The 17,258-nt window shown below is 74.4% G+C and carries 14 protein-coding genes and 1 tRNA gene; 1 reads left to right on the forward strand and 14 read right to left on the reverse strand.

Features of this window, described 5'->3' with window-relative positions; all coding sequences use genetic code 11:
• Nucleotides 1-133: 133 nt before the first annotated feature.
• The 4 genes from ACF09E_RS07670 to ACF09E_RS07685 all read right to left on the reverse strand — a co-directional run bounded on the left by ACF09E_RS07670 (nucleotide 134) and on the right by ACF09E_RS07685 (nucleotide 6,861).
• On the reverse strand, nucleotides 134-1,810 hold the full coding sequence (locus tag ACF09E_RS07670; RefSeq protein WP_392204319.1) for an AMP-binding protein: 1,677 nt from the start codon (nucleotides 1,808-1,810) through the stop codon (nucleotides 134-136).
• A gap of 92 nt (nucleotides 1,811-1,902) precedes the next feature.
• Nucleotides 1,903-2,496: a lytic polysaccharide monooxygenase gene (locus ACF09E_RS07675; RefSeq protein WP_388798426.1), complete on the reverse strand. Its 594-nt coding sequence runs from the start codon at nucleotides 2,494-2,496 to the stop codon at nucleotides 1,903-1,905.
• 128 nt (nucleotides 2,497-2,624) lie between these two features.
• Nucleotides 2,625-4,940 carry an SPFH domain-containing protein gene (locus ACF09E_RS07680; protein WP_392204320.1) on the reverse strand — a complete coding sequence of 772 codons (2,316 nt, stop codon included), beginning with the start codon at nucleotides 4,938-4,940 and terminating at the stop codon, nucleotides 2,625-2,627.
• Nucleotides 4,941-5,496: 556 nt separating this feature from the next.
• Complete coding sequence (locus ACF09E_RS07685) at nucleotides 5,497-6,861, reverse strand: peptidoglycan-binding protein (protein WP_392204321.1); 1,365 nt, start codon at nucleotides 6,859-6,861, stop codon at nucleotides 5,497-5,499.
• 185 nt (nucleotides 6,862-7,046) lie between these two features.
• Between ACF09E_RS07685 and ACF09E_RS07690 the strand changes: the two genes are divergently transcribed.
• A tRNA-Lys gene (locus tag ACF09E_RS07690) sits at nucleotides 7,047-7,120 on the forward strand.
• 351 nt (nucleotides 7,121-7,471) lie between these two features.
• Here the strand turns inward: ACF09E_RS07690 and ACF09E_RS07695 are convergent.
• The 10 genes from ACF09E_RS07695 to ACF09E_RS07740 all read right to left on the reverse strand — a co-directional run bounded on the left by ACF09E_RS07695 (nucleotide 7,472) and on the right by ACF09E_RS07740 (nucleotide 17,242).
• Nucleotides 7,472-8,143: a class F sortase gene (locus ACF09E_RS07695; RefSeq protein WP_392204322.1), complete on the reverse strand. Its 672-nt coding sequence runs from the start codon at nucleotides 8,141-8,143 to the stop codon at nucleotides 7,472-7,474.
• Nucleotides 8,140-8,808 (reverse strand): PT domain-containing protein, encoded by a 669-nt coding sequence (locus ACF09E_RS07700; RefSeq protein ID WP_392204323.1) that lies wholly within the window; start codon nucleotides 8,806-8,808, stop codon nucleotides 8,140-8,142. Before ACF09E_RS07700 ends, ACF09E_RS07695 begins: the two co-directional genes overlap by 4 nt.
• A gap of 73 nt (nucleotides 8,809-8,881) precedes the next feature.
• On the reverse strand, nucleotides 8,882-9,661 hold the full coding sequence (locus ACF09E_RS07705) for an HAD-IIA family hydrolase (protein WP_361854989.1): 780 nt from the start codon (nucleotides 9,659-9,661) through the stop codon (nucleotides 8,882-8,884).
• A gap of 76 nt (nucleotides 9,662-9,737) precedes the next feature.
• On the reverse strand, nucleotides 9,738-11,276 hold the full coding sequence (locus tag ACF09E_RS07710) for an alkaline phosphatase family protein (protein WP_392204324.1): 1,539 nt from the start codon (nucleotides 11,274-11,276) through the stop codon (nucleotides 9,738-9,740).
• A 134-nt stretch (nucleotides 11,277-11,410) separates the two neighbouring features.
• The gene (locus tag ACF09E_RS07715) at nucleotides 11,411-12,469 is read right to left on the reverse strand and encodes a 2-aminoethylphosphonate ABC transporter substrate-binding protein (protein WP_392204325.1); all 1,059 of its coding nucleotides are present in this window, start codon (nucleotides 12,467-12,469) and stop codon (nucleotides 11,411-11,413) included.
• 105 nt (nucleotides 12,470-12,574) lie between these two features.
• On the reverse strand, nucleotides 12,575-13,372 hold the full coding sequence (locus ACF09E_RS07720) for an ABC transporter permease (protein ID WP_392204326.1): 798 nt from the start codon (nucleotides 13,370-13,372) through the stop codon (nucleotides 12,575-12,577).
• The gene (locus tag ACF09E_RS07725) at nucleotides 13,359-14,390 is read right to left on the reverse strand and encodes a 2-aminoethylphosphonate ABC transporter permease subunit (RefSeq protein ID WP_392204327.1); all 1,032 of its coding nucleotides are present in this window, start codon (nucleotides 14,388-14,390) and stop codon (nucleotides 13,359-13,361) included. Before ACF09E_RS07725 ends, ACF09E_RS07720 begins: the two co-directional genes overlap by 14 nt.
• The gene (locus ACF09E_RS07730) at nucleotides 14,380-15,435 is read right to left on the reverse strand and encodes an ABC transporter ATP-binding protein (protein ID WP_392204328.1); all 1,056 of its coding nucleotides are present in this window, start codon (nucleotides 15,433-15,435) and stop codon (nucleotides 14,380-14,382) included. The genes ACF09E_RS07725 and ACF09E_RS07730 overlap by 11 nt, the downstream gene beginning before the upstream one ends.
• On the reverse strand, nucleotides 15,432-16,115 hold the full coding sequence (locus tag ACF09E_RS07735) for a phosphonatase-like hydrolase (RefSeq protein ID WP_392204329.1): 684 nt from the start codon (nucleotides 16,113-16,115) through the stop codon (nucleotides 15,432-15,434). Before ACF09E_RS07735 ends, ACF09E_RS07730 begins: the two co-directional genes overlap by 4 nt.
• A gap of 5 nt (nucleotides 16,116-16,120) precedes the next feature.
• On the reverse strand, nucleotides 16,121-17,242 hold the full coding sequence (locus tag ACF09E_RS07740) for a TIGR03364 family FAD-dependent oxidoreductase (protein ID WP_392204330.1): 1,122 nt from the start codon (nucleotides 17,240-17,242) through the stop codon (nucleotides 16,121-16,123).
• Between the last annotated feature and the right edge of the window lie 16 nt (nucleotides 17,243-17,258).

Genomic DNA, 17,258 nt, shown 5'->3' on the forward strand with positions numbered 1-17,258 from the left:
TCGGCGACGGTGCGCCGGCCCATGGCAGCAGGTTAGGCGGGCGGGCGACCGGGCCCGCCGCCAGGGTTCGCGATCACGGGGGCGCGGGGCGACGGCCGGGGTGTGCGGCGGAGTTCGGACGGGCCGGGCGGGTTCAGGGGCGGTGGTCCGGGGTCGGGGTGCGGCCGTGGCGCGCGTACTCGGCCCGCAGGGCGGCGGCGGCCTCGGGGGTCAGGGGTTCGTAGGGGGCGGCCGGGGCGGGGCGCCACCAGACGGGGTCCGGGCAGAGGAAGGCGGCGCGGCGGAGGGCCACCCGGTGGATCTTGTTCGTGGCCGTGAGGGGCAGTTCGGGCATCACGCGGACGAAGCGCGGCGGCATCTTCGTGCCCAGGTCCTGCTGCGCCGCGAGGAACGCGGCGAACTCCGCGGGCGCGAAGGCCTCCCCCGCGCGCAGTGCCAGGGCCGCCATCACCTGGTCCCCGGCCACCGGGTCCGGTATCGCGTAGACCGCGACCCCCGCGGCCCGTTCCCAGCGGGCCAGGATGTGCTCGATCATCCCGGCCGCCAGGTTCTCGCTGTCGACCCGCAGCCGTTCGTCCGTACGGCCCGCGAAGTAGAGGTACCCCTCGGCGTCCCGGTAGAAGAGGTCGCCCGTCCAGTACCAGCCCTCGCGCAGCCGTGCCGCCTCGGCGTCGGGGTTGCGCCAGTAGCCCTCGAAGGTGCTGCGGCCCCGGTTGACGAGCTCTCCGATCGCCTCGGAGGCGTTGAGGAGGCGGCCCGTCGGGGAGAAGGCGGCCGGTTCGCACTCCCGGCCGGTCTCCGCGTCCACCACCACCAGGTCGTCGGCCGGTGCCGCCCGGCCCACCGCGCCCGGCGGTGTGTCCGGCGTCCGCTGGATCGACGCACCGCCCTCGGAGGAGCCGTACCCCTCCACGAGCGGCACCCCGAAGCGCTCCCGGAAGCGCGCCGCGTCGACCGCCCCGGCCTCGGTGCCGAAGCCGAGGCGGAGCCGGTGCGCGCGGTCGTCGGGGGTGGGCGGGGTCGCCAGGAGGTACTGCACCGCCCGGCCGACGTAGGTGAAGTAGGTGGCGCCGAAGGCGCGTACGTCGGGCAGGAAGCGGGAGGCGGAGAAGCGGGCCCGCAGTGCCACCCCCGCTCCGGCGACCAGCGCCGGAGCCCAGTCCGCGATCACCGCGTTCCCGTGGAACATCGGCATGCAGACGTAGTGGACGTCGTCCGGGCCGACGGAGAAGTGGTCCGCCAGCGAGGCGCCGGCCGCCGCCAGCCGTCCCTGGCTGCAGAGCGCCGCCTTCGGGGCGCCCGTCGATCCCGAGGTGAAGGAGAGCAGGAACCGGGTGCCGGGGCGCACGGGACCAAGGCGCGCGTCGCCCGGCCGGGCCGACTCGTAGGGCGCGAGGAGTCCCCGGTACGCGTCGGTGTCCGTGACCAGGATCCGGACGCCGGGCAGCGGGAGGCCGTCGAGGAGCGGCAGGCGGGCGCGCTGGGTGACCAGGACGCGGCACTCGGTGTGCCGGACGTCCCGGGCGAGTTCGGCGCCGCGCCGGGTGGGGTTGATGCCGGCGACGGCGGCCCCCGCGAGGGCCGCCGCGCTGAGCCAGAGCGGGTACTCCGGCGTGTTGTCGAGCAGGACGCCGAGGTGCGGCTCGCCCCCCGGCCGGGGTGGCATCAGGTCCACGAGCAGTGCGGCCCGCGCGGCGGCGCCGGCGGCGATCTGGTGGTGGGTGAGGGTGTGGTGCTCATCCCTCAGCCCGATCCGGTGGTCGCCCCACTGGCGCCGTACGAGTTCCGCGACGGTGTCCGCACCCCTCATGGGCCGGACTGTAACTGACGACCCATCAGAAATGAACGGTCAGGGACGACCGCTCGGCGACCGCCGGGAGCGGCCGCCGAACCGCCCGGACGTCAGAACTTGACGTCGGAGCACGCGTAGAACGCGTTCGCCGTGTCCGCGACCGTCCACACCGCCAGGATCAGGTGGCGGCCCGTCTTGCCCGCCGGGACGGTCCCGGAGTGCGAGAGGGTCGCCGGCGGCTGCTGGTTGTTGTAGGGGACGGTCAGGAACGGCTGCGGGTCGAGCGCGGCCCGGGTCAGCTTCTGGCTCGGGTCCCAGCCGTTCTTGGTGATGTAGTACTTGAAGTCGGTGGTGCGGTGCCGGGCCGTGAACTGCCAGCGGAAGCTGTAGCTCTGACCCGCCGTGAGCTGCGTCGCCGGCCACGCCCCGCCCCGCGGGTCGTCGAGCTGGGCGAACTGCGACAGCCCGGCGGAACAGATCTTCCCGTCGGCGGGACCGGCGGAGGGGAAGCCCTTGAGGCCCTCGACCGACTGCGGCTCCCACTGGATGTTGCCGCAGTTGGTCACGGTGCCGTTGGCGCAGAGCTTCTGGCGACTGATGGGCGCGTCGGTGTAGCCGTGGCTGCCGGCACTACCGGTGGCGAACAGGGTGACGCCGGCGACGCCGAGCGCCACCACCGCCGCCCCGACTGAGTTTTTGCGCATGCTTCGCTCCAGGAGAACGTGGGGGAGTTCCTAAGGCCGTGCGCGCACGCGTGCGGTGGTACGTCGTACCGATTTTTGGTCTGGACCAAGTACCAAGGTATGGACGGAAGTTGAACATGTCCATCCCTTCACGCCCCCTCTACAGGACCTGTCCGTCCCGTGTAGAAGGCGACCGTCAGGTCCTTGACCAGCGCCTTGCGCTCGTAGTCGTCGAGCTCCACCAGACCACGACTGGTCAGCCGGTGGACCACGTCGTCCACCGCGTCCACCACCGAGGTGAGCACGCTGTCCCGGTGCTTCGCGTCGATCGCCGCGATCCGGCGCCGCCGCATCGCCGCCGCCACGTCCGGCGCGTACTCGATCCGCGTCGGCTGCGCCGAGAACACGTCCACGCCGACCGGGGCGCACTCCGCCGACAGCATCCGGGTCAGCGCCTCACCGACGGCCTCCGCGTCCCGGAGCGTGGGGGCGTCCTCGTGGAAGGCGTCGGCCGGGAGCTGCGACAGCACCCGGGCCATGGCCGCCTCCACCTGCTCGCGCAGGTAGTCCTCGTGTCCGTCGACACCGAGCGCCGCCCGGACGGTGTCCCGCACCCGCCACACCACGAGCACCGTCACGTCGAGCGCGGTGCCCTTGGCGTCCACCGCGGACAGCGGCTCGCTCCGCCAGTGCCGGAGCCGTACGTCGACGCGGCGGCGCAGCAGGAGCGGGCTCACCCAGACCAGTCCGGTACGGCGGACGGTGCCGCGGTAGTCGCCGAACAGGGTCAGCACCCAGGCGTAGCCGACCCGGCCCCGGCCGAGCCCGCCGAGCGCGAACAGGGCGAGGACGACGCCGAGGGCGAGGAGCGCCCACTGGCCGAGGTGGATGCCGTGGTACGGGCGTTCCGGCAGCCGCAGCATCCGGGCCGCCTCCCCGGGGACGGCCCCGGCCCACCACACGACCGCCGCGCATCCGGCGAGCGCGAGCGCGCCGCCGGCCACGCCGACCCAGCCGGGCAGCGCGGGCCCGGGGCGCTCGACGAGCGCGGGGTCCGCGGTGGGGACGGGCCGAGTGGCGGAGGAGGCGGACGGTGCGGTGACCGGAGCGGGGGCGCCGGTGGCCTTCGCCTTGCGCCGGGCCTTCGCCCAGGGCGCCGAGCGGTCCTTGGGCCGCGCGTCCGGCGTCTTGAGGTGGGCCCGCGACGCGTCGTCCGCCGGGGACCCGGACGTCGTCCCGGACGCGTTCCGGCTCGCGGGCCCGGCACCCGCCCCCGTGCGGGGATGCTCCGGGGCCTGGGTCTTCGACGGGCCCGGGATGGCGGGGTTCCTGCCCGTCGAGGGCAGGGTGGGCGGGGCCATGGCGACCGTGTCGGGACCGCCGTCGTCCGCACCGGCCCCGAAGGGCGCGGCGCGTCCCGGCTCGTCGCGGAAGAGGAGGTGCACCGGGATGGAGCCGGTGGTCTCGGCCCCGATCACGTTCCGCCGCCGCGCGACCCGGACGACGGCGGCGGTGGGCACGGCGACGGCCCGGACGCCGACCCCGGCGATCCGCCCGAAGTCGGGGGTGGCGGGGCGGTCGGCGGGGGCGGGTGCGGAGGGGGCTGCCGCCGGGGCGGGGGCAGGTGCGGTGGTTGCCGTGGCGGGGGCCGGCGTGGCGGACGTGGCCGGCGTGGCGGGGACCGGAGCGGCGCCCCCGGCTCGTACGGAGATGGTGGCCTTCAGCGGGGAGTCGGCGGCGGGCCGGGCGGTCCCGCCCGCGGCGGAGGCCGCGGTGCCGGGGTAGGCGGGCGGGACGGGCTGGACACGGGTGATCACCGGGGCGGCGCCCGCGGTGGAGTCCGCCGGGCCGCGGGCGCCGGGGGCGGGGGTGGCCCCGGTGGTCGGCCGGGTCGCCGACGGGGCGGTCGCGCGGGGGGTCGACGGGGCGGTCGGCCGACCCGAGTGCGGGTCGGGCTCCGCCGTCGCGCGGCCCGGTGCCGCGTCGGCGCGTCCTGCCGGGGCGTCCGTCCTCGCCGCCGCGTCGGCCGCGGCGCCGCCGCGGGCACCCGGCTCGGGCCACACGGGGACCCTGCGCCGTACCGGCTCCGGCGCCCCGACCGCCGGGGCGGGCGGCGACGCCTGCACGTCGGGGGTCGCCGGAGCGGGAGCCGGACCGACGGACGGGGAGGCCGGGGAGGCCGGAGCGGCGACGGCGGGCGCGGAGGCCGAGGTGGAGGCCGGGTCTTGGGTGGGTGCCTGGGTGAGTTCCGACCTCGGTGCGGCACCTGGCGGGGGCTGGGTGGAGACCTGGGGGGAGGCCGAACGCGGCGCGGCACCAGGCGGGGGCGAGGCGGGAGCACTGGTGGAGGGCGAGCCGGGGGCGGCGCTCGACGTCGCGACGGAGGCGGCGCCCGGGGGCTGCGCGGCGGCGCCGGTCGGAGCGGGCGCGGAGACGCCGGGCGCGGGGGCCCGGGTCGGGTTCACCGCGGGATTCCCCGGCACGGGCCCACCGGCCGGGGTCCCGCTCTCCGCGGTCCCGCCTGCTGCCGCACCGTCAGGCGTCGTACGTGGAGGGCTCGTACGGTCAGGGGTGGTCGTCGTACGTTCAGGAGTCGTCGTACGTTCAGGAGTCCCGAGGTCGGCGGCCGCGCGGTCCGCGGCCTCACGGTCGAGCGTCGCCCGGTCGGCGGCCTCGGCCTCGGACGGTTCGCGGCCGGCGCCCTGACGCTCCGAGGCCGGTGTGGCGGGTGCGTCGGCCGCGGACGCGCCCGTCACCGGCGCCCCCGCGGCCGTTCGGCTCTCCCCCGGACCGCTCTCGCCCGGCCCGGCCCCGCCCGCCGGGTCCGCCGAGGCGGGGGGCGGCGTCTCCCGCCGGAACGGCGGGGTGCCCGGGGGCGCGCCCTGGGGAGGGGACGTCCGCGGGAGCGTGCCGTCCGTCAGGCGGCGGGCCGTGCGGGCCGCGTCACGTGAGGCCGCCGCGCCGGAATCCGCGGGGTTCGGGGTCGATGCCGTCATTCGGGTCCACCTCATGCTCTCGGGGTCATCGGAACAAGCGCCGCCAGGTCTCCGGGCCCGGGTAGCCGTCAGCCGCCGCGCCGCGCCAGCCCTGCGCCCGCTGGAACGCCTCGACGTTGCGGCGGTCCGCCTCCGTCCAGCGCGGACCGGGTCCCGACAGGTAGTGCTTGCCGAAGCCCCGCTTCACCAGTTGTTTGCCCAGCTTCTCCACATATGCGTTGGATTGGCCCGGACGGAAGGCGCCACGCCCGGGGAACGCCGTCGCATTGGCGCTCGACCCGCTCGAACCACTCGAACCGCCGATGCTCCGGCCCTTGCCGGTCACGAGGAGCTCCCACGTGTCGGGGCCGGGCAGACCGTCGGCCTCCTTGCCCTTCCAGCCCTGGGCCAGCTGGAACGCCTGGGTCGCGCGCCGGTCGGCCTCGCCCCACTTCGGGCCGGGGCCCTGGCGGTAGTACTTCTTGCCGCCGCGGTCGACGAGGAGCCGGCCGAGCCGGGTGACGTACGCGTTGTCGGCGCCGGGACCGAACATCGCCGCGCCGGGGTACGGCGTGACCGCGGGGGCCGGGCTCCCGGCGCTGCCGGAGCCGGCGCCGGCGACGGCCTTGTAGCGGTAGGCCACGTACCGCTCGGAGTTCGCCCAGTACGCCATCGGCGTCTGCTGCCTCCGCGTCTGCGGCTTGGTCTGCTCGTAGGCGACGTAGGACGTGTGGGTGTAGTCGCTCCAGCCGCCGAAGATCGTGACGTGCGAGCCGCGGGTCGGGTTCGCCGGGTTGTGGAAGAGCAGGATGTCGCCGGGCTGGAGCTCGGTGCGGTCGATGCGGTCGGCGAAGCGGTCGAGGCTGCCGGTCCACTCGTTGCTGCGGAGGTTCCAGGCCATCGAGATGTAGCCGGAGCAGTCCTGGCGGTAGCCGTCGGACCAGTACTTCTCCATGGAGTAGGGGACCTGGGCGGCCACCCACAGCTTGGCGCGGTTGATGATGTCGGCGCGGCTCGTCGTCCGGAGCGTGCCGGGCGAGATCTGACCGGTCGTCGGATTGATGCCCGGAACGGCCTGGCCGCCGGGGCCGGGTGCGCCGTGCAGGGGCTCGCGGCCGCCCTGCGGGGTGTCGGGCTGGGGGAAGGCGGCCCGGACGGACGCGGGCGTCGGCTCCGCCGGCTCGATCGGCGCCGTGGGCGGCGGGAGGGCGGTCGCCGTGGCGGCCCCGCCGCCGCCGAGCGCCACGCCCGCGGCCGTCACCAGGACCAGGGCGCGGCGCGCGCCGTGCGCGGACGGGTGGCCGCCCGCCCGGACCGGCAGGCCGAGCGCGAGGTCGCGCCGCTGCCGGGCGCACCCGGGGCAGCCGCAGTCCGCCGCGGGTTCGAACTCCACGAAGACCGGCACGCTCATGCGAATCCCCTCCACACTCGTCAAGATCTTTCGAACCCTTGGATGTGGGCGTCAGTGTCTCAACTGTCTGGACAAATCGCATTTTGACGGATCGAAGGCCTCATACGACCATCCGACAGGCCGGTGGCGACCGTAATTGGTCAGGAGCACGCCCGGACGTCGGGTAGAGTTCTCTCTGTCAGCAGGCGCCGCTAGCTCAGTTGGTTAGAGCAGCTGACTCTTAATCAGCGGGTCCGGGGTTCGAGTCCCTGGCGGCGCACGCAGAGTCAAGACCCCCTCACCGATGGTGAGGGGGTCTTGCTCGTTCCGGAGGCGTCCACGGGACGGTGCGGTCGTGACCCAGGTGACACGGCAGCGCTCTGGGCCGGGCGGGGCGGGGACCTTACAGTGGCCGGAACCTCGACCTCCCGCGGTGGCACCGGACCCCTCCCGCGTCCGCGAGCCCCACGGTGGAGGACCGGCCCGGCCGGCGGCCGACGCGGGACGCGGCGGCGCCGGCCGGGGTCCGGTCGGCGCGGAAGCCCAGGACTGACGAAGGGCGCCCGGCCTCGCGGGGCCGGGCGGTGGAGGGCCCGCGGCCCGGGGCCGAGCGCTGTGAGCGCCCGGTGGATCAGTGCGTCGCCGAGGTCAGGTAGGCCGAGACCACCACGTTCGCCGTGTACGCGTTCGTCTCGCGGTCGAACGTGCCGCCGCAGGTGATCAGGCGGAGTTCCGCACGGCGCGGGTCCCTCGCCCCGTAGACCCTGCGCGCGTCGAAGCGCTCCCGGGGGTACACCTGGACGTCGTCGACCGTGAACTCGGCGACCGATCCGTCCGTACGGGTGACGCGGACCTTCGCGCCCGCGCGGGCCGCGCTCAGGCCGTAGAAGACGGCCGGGCGGGTCTCGGTGTCGACGTGGCCGACGAGGAGGGCCGGGCCCGCGGCGCCCGGCCGGGTGCCGGCGCCGAACCAGCCGACCGTGTGCGGCATCTCGTACGGCGGCGGGTCGATCGCCCCCGTGTCGTCCAGGCCGCGCGCCACGACCGGTGCGTCGATGCCGAGGGAGGGGACCTCGACCCGGCTCGGCGCGACGGGGGCCAGCGGGTCCCTGGCCGGCGGCAGGGCCGTGCCGAACGGGCGGCCGACCGCGGCGATGTCCCCGGTGGTCGGCCCGGAGCTCCCGCCGGGGCCCTCGGTGACCTCCCGGCCCCAGAGCCAGAGCCCGAGGAGCAGCAGCGCCCAGGCCACGCCGGTGACGAGTCGCCCGGTGCCCGCCGGGCGGGAGCCGGACGTCACCGTCACTCCGTGCCCGGACCCGTGCCGGTGTCCGTGTCGGCGGTCCGGCGGCGGGAGCTGCGGAACGCGACCGCCACGGCGGCGACGGCCGCCAGGCCGAGGCCCAGCAGGGTGTACGGGGTGCCGAGGCCGCTCTCGCTGGTGGTCTGGGCGACCCCGGGCGCGGCCGGGGCGGCGAACGCGGCGGTGCCGCCGCCGCCCGCGCGCACCGGGGCGATCGGGCTCGCGTGGTGGGTCGGCCGATGGGTCGGCTCGTCCGTGGGCCGGTGCGTCGGCTCGTGGGTCGGCTCGTGGGTCGGCCGGTGCGTCGGCTCGGAGCGCTCGACGCGCACGCTGCCGGCGTGCGGGTGGTCGTGGCCGTCGCAGGTCACGCTGACCTTGTACGTGCCGTTCTCCAGCCGGGTCTTCACCGTGGTGTCGCCGAACAGCGGGGCGCCGCCGCCGTCCCGGCCGGTGAGTTCCGCGTCGGCGACGAACGCCGGGGACTTCGCGGCACCCGTCGTGCCCTTGCAGCCCTGGACGCGGACGTCGATGTCGGCGCCGGGCGCCGCGGTGGACGGCGTGACGGTGACCTTCACCCCGTCGTGGGCGTACGCGCCGCCGGCCGCGGGTGCCAGTACGAGCACGAGGGCCGCCCCTGCGGCACCGAGAGCAATGGGACCTGAACGCATCGTGACCTCCTGATACAGGCAGGGTCACCCGGATCGGGGCTTCTCGCATCCGCAGGGGGCCGGCCGGCGGCCGCTACACCCGGTCGACGATGTCCGCGATCGACTTGACGATCTTGGAGGGGCGGAACGGGAAACGGTCGATCTCCGCCTGCGTCGTCAGGCCGGTCAGCACCAGGTAGGTCTGCATGCCCGCCTCCAGGCCGGCCAGGATGTCGGTGTCCATCCGGTCGCCGATCATGGCGCTGGTCTCGGAGTGGGCGCCGATGGCGTTCAGGCCGGTGCGCATCATGAGCGGGTTCGGCTTGCCCGCGAAGTACGGGTCCTTGCCGGTGGCCTTCGTGATGAGGGCGGCGACCGAGCCGGTGGCGGGCAGCGGGCCCTCCAGGGAGGGGCCGGTCTCGTCGGGGTTGGTGCAGATGAAGCGGGCGCCGGCGTTGATGAGCCGGACCGCCTTCGTCATGGCCTCGAAGGAGTACGTGCGGGTCTCGCCGAGCACCACGTAGTCCGGGTCGTGGTCGGTGAGGACGTACCCGATGTCGTGCAGCGCGGTGGTCAGGCCGGCCTCGCCGATGACGTACGCGGTGCCGCCGGGGCGCTGGTCGTCGAGGAACTTGGCGGTGGCGAGGGCCGAGGTCCAGATGTTCTCGACGGGGACCTCAAGGCCCATCCGGGCGAGCCGGGCGTGCAGGTCGCGGGCCGTGTAGATCGAGTTGTTCGTGAGGACCAGGAAGGGCTTCCCGGTCTCCCGCAGCTTCCTGATGAACGCGTCGGCGCCGGGGATCGGCACGCCCTCGTGGATGAGGACGCCGTCCATGTCGGTCAGCCAGGATTCGATCGGCTTGCGCTCTGCCATGGGTGCGGGACTCCTGCCGTGCAAGTGCGGTGTGCTGGGGCGCCGCGACAGCGCTGTGGCGACGCCCCCAGCCTAGTCAGGAAGCCGTGACCCTGACCCCGTCGATCACCCAGTACCAGTTGTTCGCGCCGGTGTAGCGGAAGCGGAAGCCCACGGTGGACGCGCCGGCCGGGACGGCGACCGTGAGGGACTGCGGCTGCGAGATCACGTCGGCGGTGTAGTTCTTCACGACGGTCGGCGTGCCGCCGTTGAAGACGGCCTGGACCTGGGCGGTCTGGGCGCCCTCCTGGCGGTAGAGGGTGGTGAAGTCCAGGGTGACCCGGGTGGCGCCCGCGACGCTGTACGCCGGGGTGACCAGCGTCGAGTCGTACGTCCCCGAGAACGCCTTGTCGGCCCACTCGTCGGAGTCGGCGACGGCGAAGACGCCGCGGGCCCGCACGTTCAGCTCGCGGGACTGGTCGCGCTGGGTGCGGGACCAGAACTCGTCGGTGGCGAAGGACCAGCCGCGCCACTCGGTCATGCCGCCGGTGCCCATGGCGTTGTCGATGACGGACCAGCCGCTGGGCGCGGTGCGGGTGAAGCCGAGGACGCCGGCGGGGATGCCGGTCTCGTCGACGCGCCCGGTCAGCGAGCCCTGGAGGGTGTCGAAGGGGTCGGTGGACCGCTCCTGGATCGGCTTGCCGTCGAGGCCCCAGGACGCGGCGGGGGTGATGCCGAGCTGGCGGAAGACGGTGGCGGCGACGTCGACGAGCCGGGTGTCGATGGGGCGGGCGCCGGCGGCGATGCCGGGGCCCTGGGCGAGGACGAAGGTGCGGCGCTCCTCGATGGAGGAGCCGCCGTGGCCGCCTCCGTCGGTGTGGCCGTGGTCGGTGGTGACGATGACGGTCCAGCGTTCGGTGGCGTACGAGGGGCGGGCCTTGATCGCGGTGAGCAGCCGGCCGAGGTAGCCGTCCTGGACGTCGATGGCGTCGGTGTACCGGGGGCTGGCGGCGCCGTGGTTGTGGCCGATCTCGTCGGTCTCGCCGAAGTAGACGAAGAGGACGTCGGGGTTCTGGTTGCGCAGGACGTCCTCGGTGATGTCGGTGATCACGAGGTCGTTGACGGCGTAGTCGTTGTTGTAGACGAGTTTGGCGTCGGCGCCGGGGGTCACGGTGCCGTGGGTGTCGAGCTCGGGCCAGTCGACGGCGGCGAAGAGCGAGAGCCCGGGGCGGACCTGATTCAGGCGGGCGAGGAAGCCGGGGTACTGGCCGTAGTTCTTGCCGGTGAAGGTGTTGTCCTTGACACCGTGCTTGTCGGGCCAGACGCCGGTGGAGATGGTGGACCAGCCGGGGCCGGAGGAGGTCGCGGCCATCGGGGCGGCGTAGAGCAGGGAGCGGCCGTAGGTGCCGTTCGTCATCAGGGACTTGAGGTGCGGGGCCTTGGCCGCGTCGATCCGGTCGTGGCGCAGGCCGTCCATGCCGACGACGAGCACCTTGTCCTTGCTGGTGCCGTCGGGGAGCGTGGGCGCGGCGGCGGCACGGGCCGCGGGGGCGGTGGCGAGGCCGGTGGCGGCGACGGCCGCGGTGGCGCCGGCGGCGGCGAGCAGGGTGCGGCGGGGAATGCCGGTGACGGGCATGTCGGGTTCCTCCGTGGGCGGGGTCGACGGAAAGGCAGGCGCACGTCAACGCCCCTGATCCCTCAGGGGCGTTGGTCCGTACCCGTTATCCTTCCGCGATCAACGGGAGCATTCCAGGGTCGTACGGTGAACTCTCAGCTGCCGGTCGCGGACTTCCACGCGTCGACGTACGTCTTCAGGTTCTTGTCGATGTCGGCCCAGTCCGGTTCGAAGATCTCGACACCCTCCATCAGCCGGGCGAGTTCGATGGCGTTGGCGTCGGTCGCCTTGACGTCCTTGCGGGCCGGGAAGCCGCCGCCGACGGCGCTGACCTGGCGCTGGGCGCCCTCGGTCAGCATGAAGTCGAGGAGCTTCCTGCCGTTCTCGGTGTGCGGGGCCTTGTCGACCAGGCCGGCCGCGTACGGCAGGGCGAAGGTGGTCGGCTTCCCCGCGCCCCTGGCCGGGAACCAGATGCCGAGGTTCGGCATGGACTTGGACTGGGCGAAGTTCATCTGCACGTCGCCGTTGGCGACGAGGAGTTCGCCCTTGTCCACCTTGGGGGCGAGCTTGGAGGTGGAGGAGGACGGGCCGACGTTGTTGGCCTGGAGCTTCTTCAGGTACTCCATGGCCGGTTCCCGGCCGCCGAAGTCGTGCATGGCCTTGATGAGGACGGCGGTGCCGTCGCCCGCGACGCCCGGGGTGGAGTACTGGAGCCTGTCCTTGAACCTGCCGTCGAGCAGGTCCTCCCAGGACGTGGGGGCCGTGGGGAGCTCCTTCTTGTTGTGGACGAAACCGAAGTAGTTGTTGACGACCGAGGTCCAGGTGCCGTCGGCCGCCTTGTCCCCGCCGCCGACCTGGTCGGCGCCCTGCGGGGTGTACTTCTGGAGCAGGCCCTTGGAGCCGGCCTGCTGGATGAAGGGCGGCAGGGTCACGAGGACGTCGGCCTGGGTGTTGCTCCTCTCGCGGAGGGCGCGCTGCACCATCTCCCCGGAGCCGCCCTCGACGTACTCGACCTTGATGCCGGTCTTCTTCTCGAAGTCGGCGAAGACCTTGTCGTACCAGCCGTCTCCCGCCTCGCCCTTGAGGCCGTCGGCGCTGTAGACGGTGACGGTCTTCGCGTCGGAGGCGGCGGTGGTGCCGCCGCAGGCGGTGAGGCCGGCGGCGAGGACGAGGGAGCCGGTGACGGCGGCGATCGGCTTGGCGTGGGTACGCATGACGTCGTTCTCTCCTGAGGATCTCTGGCTACGGGGAAGGGCGGGGGAAGGCCCCGGGGGCGGGGAAGGCCCGCGGGAGCAGGGGAAGGTTCCGGGGAGCGGCCTCTAGCGGAAGGAGGCCCTGGTGCGGATGCGGGAGACCGCGAGCAGGACCAGCAGGGTCGTGGTCATGAGGACCACGGCCAGCGCCGATCCGGTGAAGAGGGAGCCGCGGTCGGTGGCGGTGAAGACGAGCACCGGGAGCGGCATCCAGTCCGGCGGGTAGAGCATCATCGTGGCGCTCAGCTCGCCCATGGACAGGGCGAAGCAGAGTCCGGCGGCCGCGTTCAGGGACGGCAGCAGGAGCGGCAGGCGCACCCGGAGCAGGACGTACGAGGGGCGGGCGCCGAGGCCGGCCGCCGCCTGCTCGTACATCGGGTCGAGCCGCTGGATCGCGGCGGACACCGACTGGTGGGCGAAGGCCGTGACGAGCACGGTGTGCGCGAGGATCACGATCCAGCGGGTGCCGTTGAGGAGCAGCGGCGGCTGCGAGAACGCGACGAGGACGGCGAGGCCGACGACCACGGACGGCACGGCGACCGGCAGCATGAACAGCGCGTCGAGGATCCGCTTGCCCCTCCGGCCGAGCGCGGCCCCGGCGAGCGCGGCCCAGGTGCCGGCGGCCAGCGCGACCGCGCTGGCGGCGAGGGCGGTGACGAGGCTGGTGGTGAGGGCCCGGAGGGACTCCCCGCGGACGGCGGCCGCGTAGTGGCCGGTGGTCGGTCCGGAGGGGAGGGCGCCGGACCAGTGGGTGGCGAACGAGGCGGCGACGATGACCAGCAGCGGGAGGGCGAAGAGCGGGACGAACAGCACGGCGAACGCGGCCCAGGCCGTCCACCTGCCCGTACGGCTATGCACCAGCACGGCGGCTCACCCCCCGGTAGAGGACGTAGAGCCCCACGGAGAGGGCGACGTTGACGACGGCGACGACGCAGGCGGCCGCGTAGTCGGATTCGAGGATGGCCTTGCTGTAGACGAGCATCGGGAGGGTCGTGACGCCCTTGGCCCCGGTGAAGAGCACGATGCCGAACTCGTTCAGGCACATGACGAGGACGAGGCTGCCGCCGGCCGCGAGCGCGGGCAGCGCCTCCGGCAGGATCACCTGCCGGACGATCCGCGCCGGCCGGGCGCCGAGCGAGGACGCGACCTCCAGCTGGGCGGTCTCCAGCTGGGAGAAGGCGGCGAGCAGCGGACGCATCACGAACGGCGTGAAGTAGGTGATCTCGGCGAGGAGGACGCCCCACGGGGTGGTCAGGAACCCGAAGGGGCCCGACGGGTCGCCCGTGACGCCGGTCCAGACGCCGTTGGCCATGCCGACGGTGCCGTAGAGGAACAGCAGGGCGAGCGTGATCAGGAAGGACGGGAAGGAGAGGAAGACGTCGATGAACCGCGCCACCGCCCTCGCGCCGGGGAAGGGCACGAACGCGATCACGACCGCGAGCGCGAAGCCGAGGACGAGGCATCCGGCGGTGGAGGCGACGGCGAGCCACACGGTGGTGACCAGCGCGTCGCGGAAGGACGCGGAGCCGAGGACGTCACCGTACGCGCCGGGAGCCAGGGACTCCTGGACGACGAGCGCGAGCGGGTAGAGGAAGACGACGGCGAGGAGCGCGACGGGGGGCAGGGCCCAGAGCAGGGCGGGTCCGGGGCGCCGGGCGGCGGGCGGGCGGTGCGCGGGGGCGGCGGGTGCCTTCCCGGTCCGGGCCGGGGGGAGGCCGGGGGTGGCCTCGGTCGGCGGGAGGCCGGGGGTGGCGCCGGTCGGCGGGAGGCCGGGGGTGGCGGCGGTCGGCGGGAGGCCGGGGGTGGCGGCGGTCGGCGGGGGGCCGGGGCGGTCGCCGGTCGGCGGTTGCTCCTCGGTGCGGCGCGGGGCCCTAGTGCTCATCGCTCACCCCCGCGGCCAGCAGCACCGCGTCCTCGGGCGCGAAGTGCAGCGTCACCTCGGCGCCGAGGACCGGCGCCTCCCGCAGCTCGCGGACGTCCGCCGTGACGCGGTGGCCGCCGACCTCGACGAGGAGGCGGTGGGTGGAGCCGCGCCACTGGACCTCGGCGAGCCGGCCCCGGAGCGGGTTCGGGCCCTCGCCGAGGCCGACCAGGTGGGGGCGCACGCAGAGGGTGGCCGCCGACCCGGCGGCCGCGCCGCCGACCGGGACCTCCAGCGGCGTCCCGTCGAGGACGACGCCGGCCGTGCCGACCGTCACCGGCAGCAGGTTGGCGTTGCCCACGAACGAGGCCGTGAACTCCGTCCGCGGCCGGCGGTAGAGCTCCTGCGGAGTGCCGCAGTCCTGGAGCCGGGCCCTGTCCATGACGGCGATGCGGTCCGCGAGCGTCAGCGCCTCGACCTGGTCGTGGGTGACGTACAGGATCGACACGTCGGGCAGTTCGCGGTGGAGCCGGGCCAGTTCGGCCAGCATCCCGGAGCGCAGCTGCGCGTCGAGTGCGGACAGCGGCTCGTCGAGGAGGAGGACCTCGGGCCGGATGGCGAGCGCGCGGGCGATCGCGACCCGCTGCTGCTGGCCGCCGGAGAGCTCCCGCGGGTACCGGTGGGCGTAGGCCGCCATGCCGGTCATGTCCAGGGCCTCGGCGACCCGGCCGGGGATCTCCGCCTTGGGCGTCTTCCGCGCCTTCAGGCCGAAGGCGACGTTGGCCGCGACCCGCAGGTGCGGGAAGAGGGCGTACTGCTGGACGACCATGCCGATGCCCCGCTTGTACGGCGGGAGGCCGGTGACGTCGCGGTCGCCGATGAACACCCGCCCGGAGGCCGGCCGGACGAACCCGGCGACGGCCCGCAGCGCGGTGGTCTTGCCGGAGCCCGAGGGGCCGAGGAGGGCCATGACCTCGCCGGGTTCGACGGTCAGGTCGAGCCGGTCGAGGACGGTGGTGCCGCCGTAGGCGACGGACACGGCGTCGAAGCGGATGCCGCTGGTCATGCCTCCGACTCCCCGATCAGCGCGGGAAGTCCGGCGATCGAGTCCAGGACGTGCGTCGCGCCGTGCTTCCTGAGCGCCGCCTCGTCGTGCGCGCCGGTCAGGACGCCCGCGACGATCCCGGCGCCGGCGCGGACCCCGCTGAGCATGTCGTACGAGGTGTCGCCCGCGACCACGAGCTGCCGGACGTCGTCCACGGCGCCGGTGCGGAGGAGGGCCGCGAGGACCATGTCCGGGTACGGGCGGCCGCGGCCGCCGGCGTCCGCCGGGCAGAGGGTCAGCTCGACCAGGTCCCGCCAGCCGAGCGCGTCGAGGATGGCGTCCTGGGTGACCCGGGCGAAGCCGGTGGTGAGGACCACCCGGCGGCCCTGGCCGGTCAGTTCGGCGATGGCCTCGGCGGCGCCGGGTACCGGGGCGATCCGGCCTGCGGAGACCAGTTCGCCGTAGGCCGCCTCGAAGGCGAGGTTGGCCTGCCGGGCGCGGGTCTCGTCGCCGTCGAAGAGGTGGCGGAAGACGGAGATCTTGGACTCGCCCATCGTGGCGCGGACGTAGTCGATCATCGAGGCGGGGTCCTCGCCGAGGCGCTCGGCGGCGGCGGTGAAGGCCTGCTCGACGAGGCCGCCGTCGGCGACGGTGGTGCCGGCCATGTCGAGGACGACGAGGTTCTTCGTGTGGGTGCTCATGCGGTTCACCAGCCCAGTTCGTTCGCGGTCGTCTCGGCGATGGCGGGCGAGCAGGTCATGCCCCGGCCGCCCGGCCCGGTCACCAGCCACACGCCGTCGCGGACCCGCTGGCGGTGGACGACCCGGGCGGTGTCGACGCACTGCGCGTACACCCCGGCCCAGCGTCGCCTGATCCTCGGCAGCGGTCGGCCGAGGAAGGACTCGACGACGCGGGTGAGGTGCTCGTAGGGGTCTTCGAGGGTGTCGAAGGCGAAGGGGTGCTCGTACTCGTGGGTGTCGCCGATGGTCAGTCCGCCGTCGAGGCGCTGCACCATGAGGAGCTGCATCCGGTGGGCGGCGGCGATGGGGTCCTGCGGCTGCGCGGCCTGGAGGGAGTCCAGGGCCCCGGAGGCGTAGGCCGGGTAGTAGCGGAAGGAGTCGGCGTCCGCGACGGAGGTGGTGAGCGCCTCTCCGAGGGGGTCGGTCTGCATCATCTGGAGCCGCACCCGGCGGACGGGTATCTCGCCGGCGACCTCGCGGACGAGACCGGAGAGCGCGGCGCCGGTGCACAGCACGACGGCGTCGCCGCGGTGCACCTCGCCGCGGTCGTCGCGGACGCCGTCCTCGCCGACGACGTCGCGGACCTCGCGGTCCGGGAGGAAGGTGTACCTCCCGGTGGCGAGGAGGGCCTCGCGGAGCGCGAGTTGCGCGGGGCGGGGCTCGACGGCGGCGTCCCGCTCGCACCAGAGGGCCGCCTCGAACGTGCCCCGCAGGGCCGGGTTGACCGCCCGGGCCTCGCCGGCCGTCAGCAGCTTGTAGCCGCGGGCGGGGGCGTCGGGGCGGGCCACCGCGGCCTCGGCGACGGCGCGTTCCCGCTCGTCGCGCACGGGGGTGAGCGAGCCGATGGCCCGGAAGCCCAGGCCGGGGACGCGGGCGCCGATCGCCTCCCAGAGTTCCCGGGCGCGCAGGGCGGTGTCCAGCTCCTCGCCGCCCGCCCGTCCGCTCACCCAGATCTGGCCGAAGTTCCGGAGGGAGGCTCCGCGCGCCTCGGCCTCGCGCTCGATGTGTACGACCTCGTGGCCGCGTTCCACTGCGTGCCAGGCGTGCATGGTTCCCACCACGCCGGCTCCTACGACGATCACCTTCATGCCGTCGACGGTCCTG

Source organism: Streptomyces sp. NPDC014891, from assembly GCF_043081085.1.
In the GTDB taxonomy this organism is placed as follows: domain Bacteria; phylum Actinomycetota; class Actinomycetes; order Streptomycetales; family Streptomycetaceae; genus Streptomyces.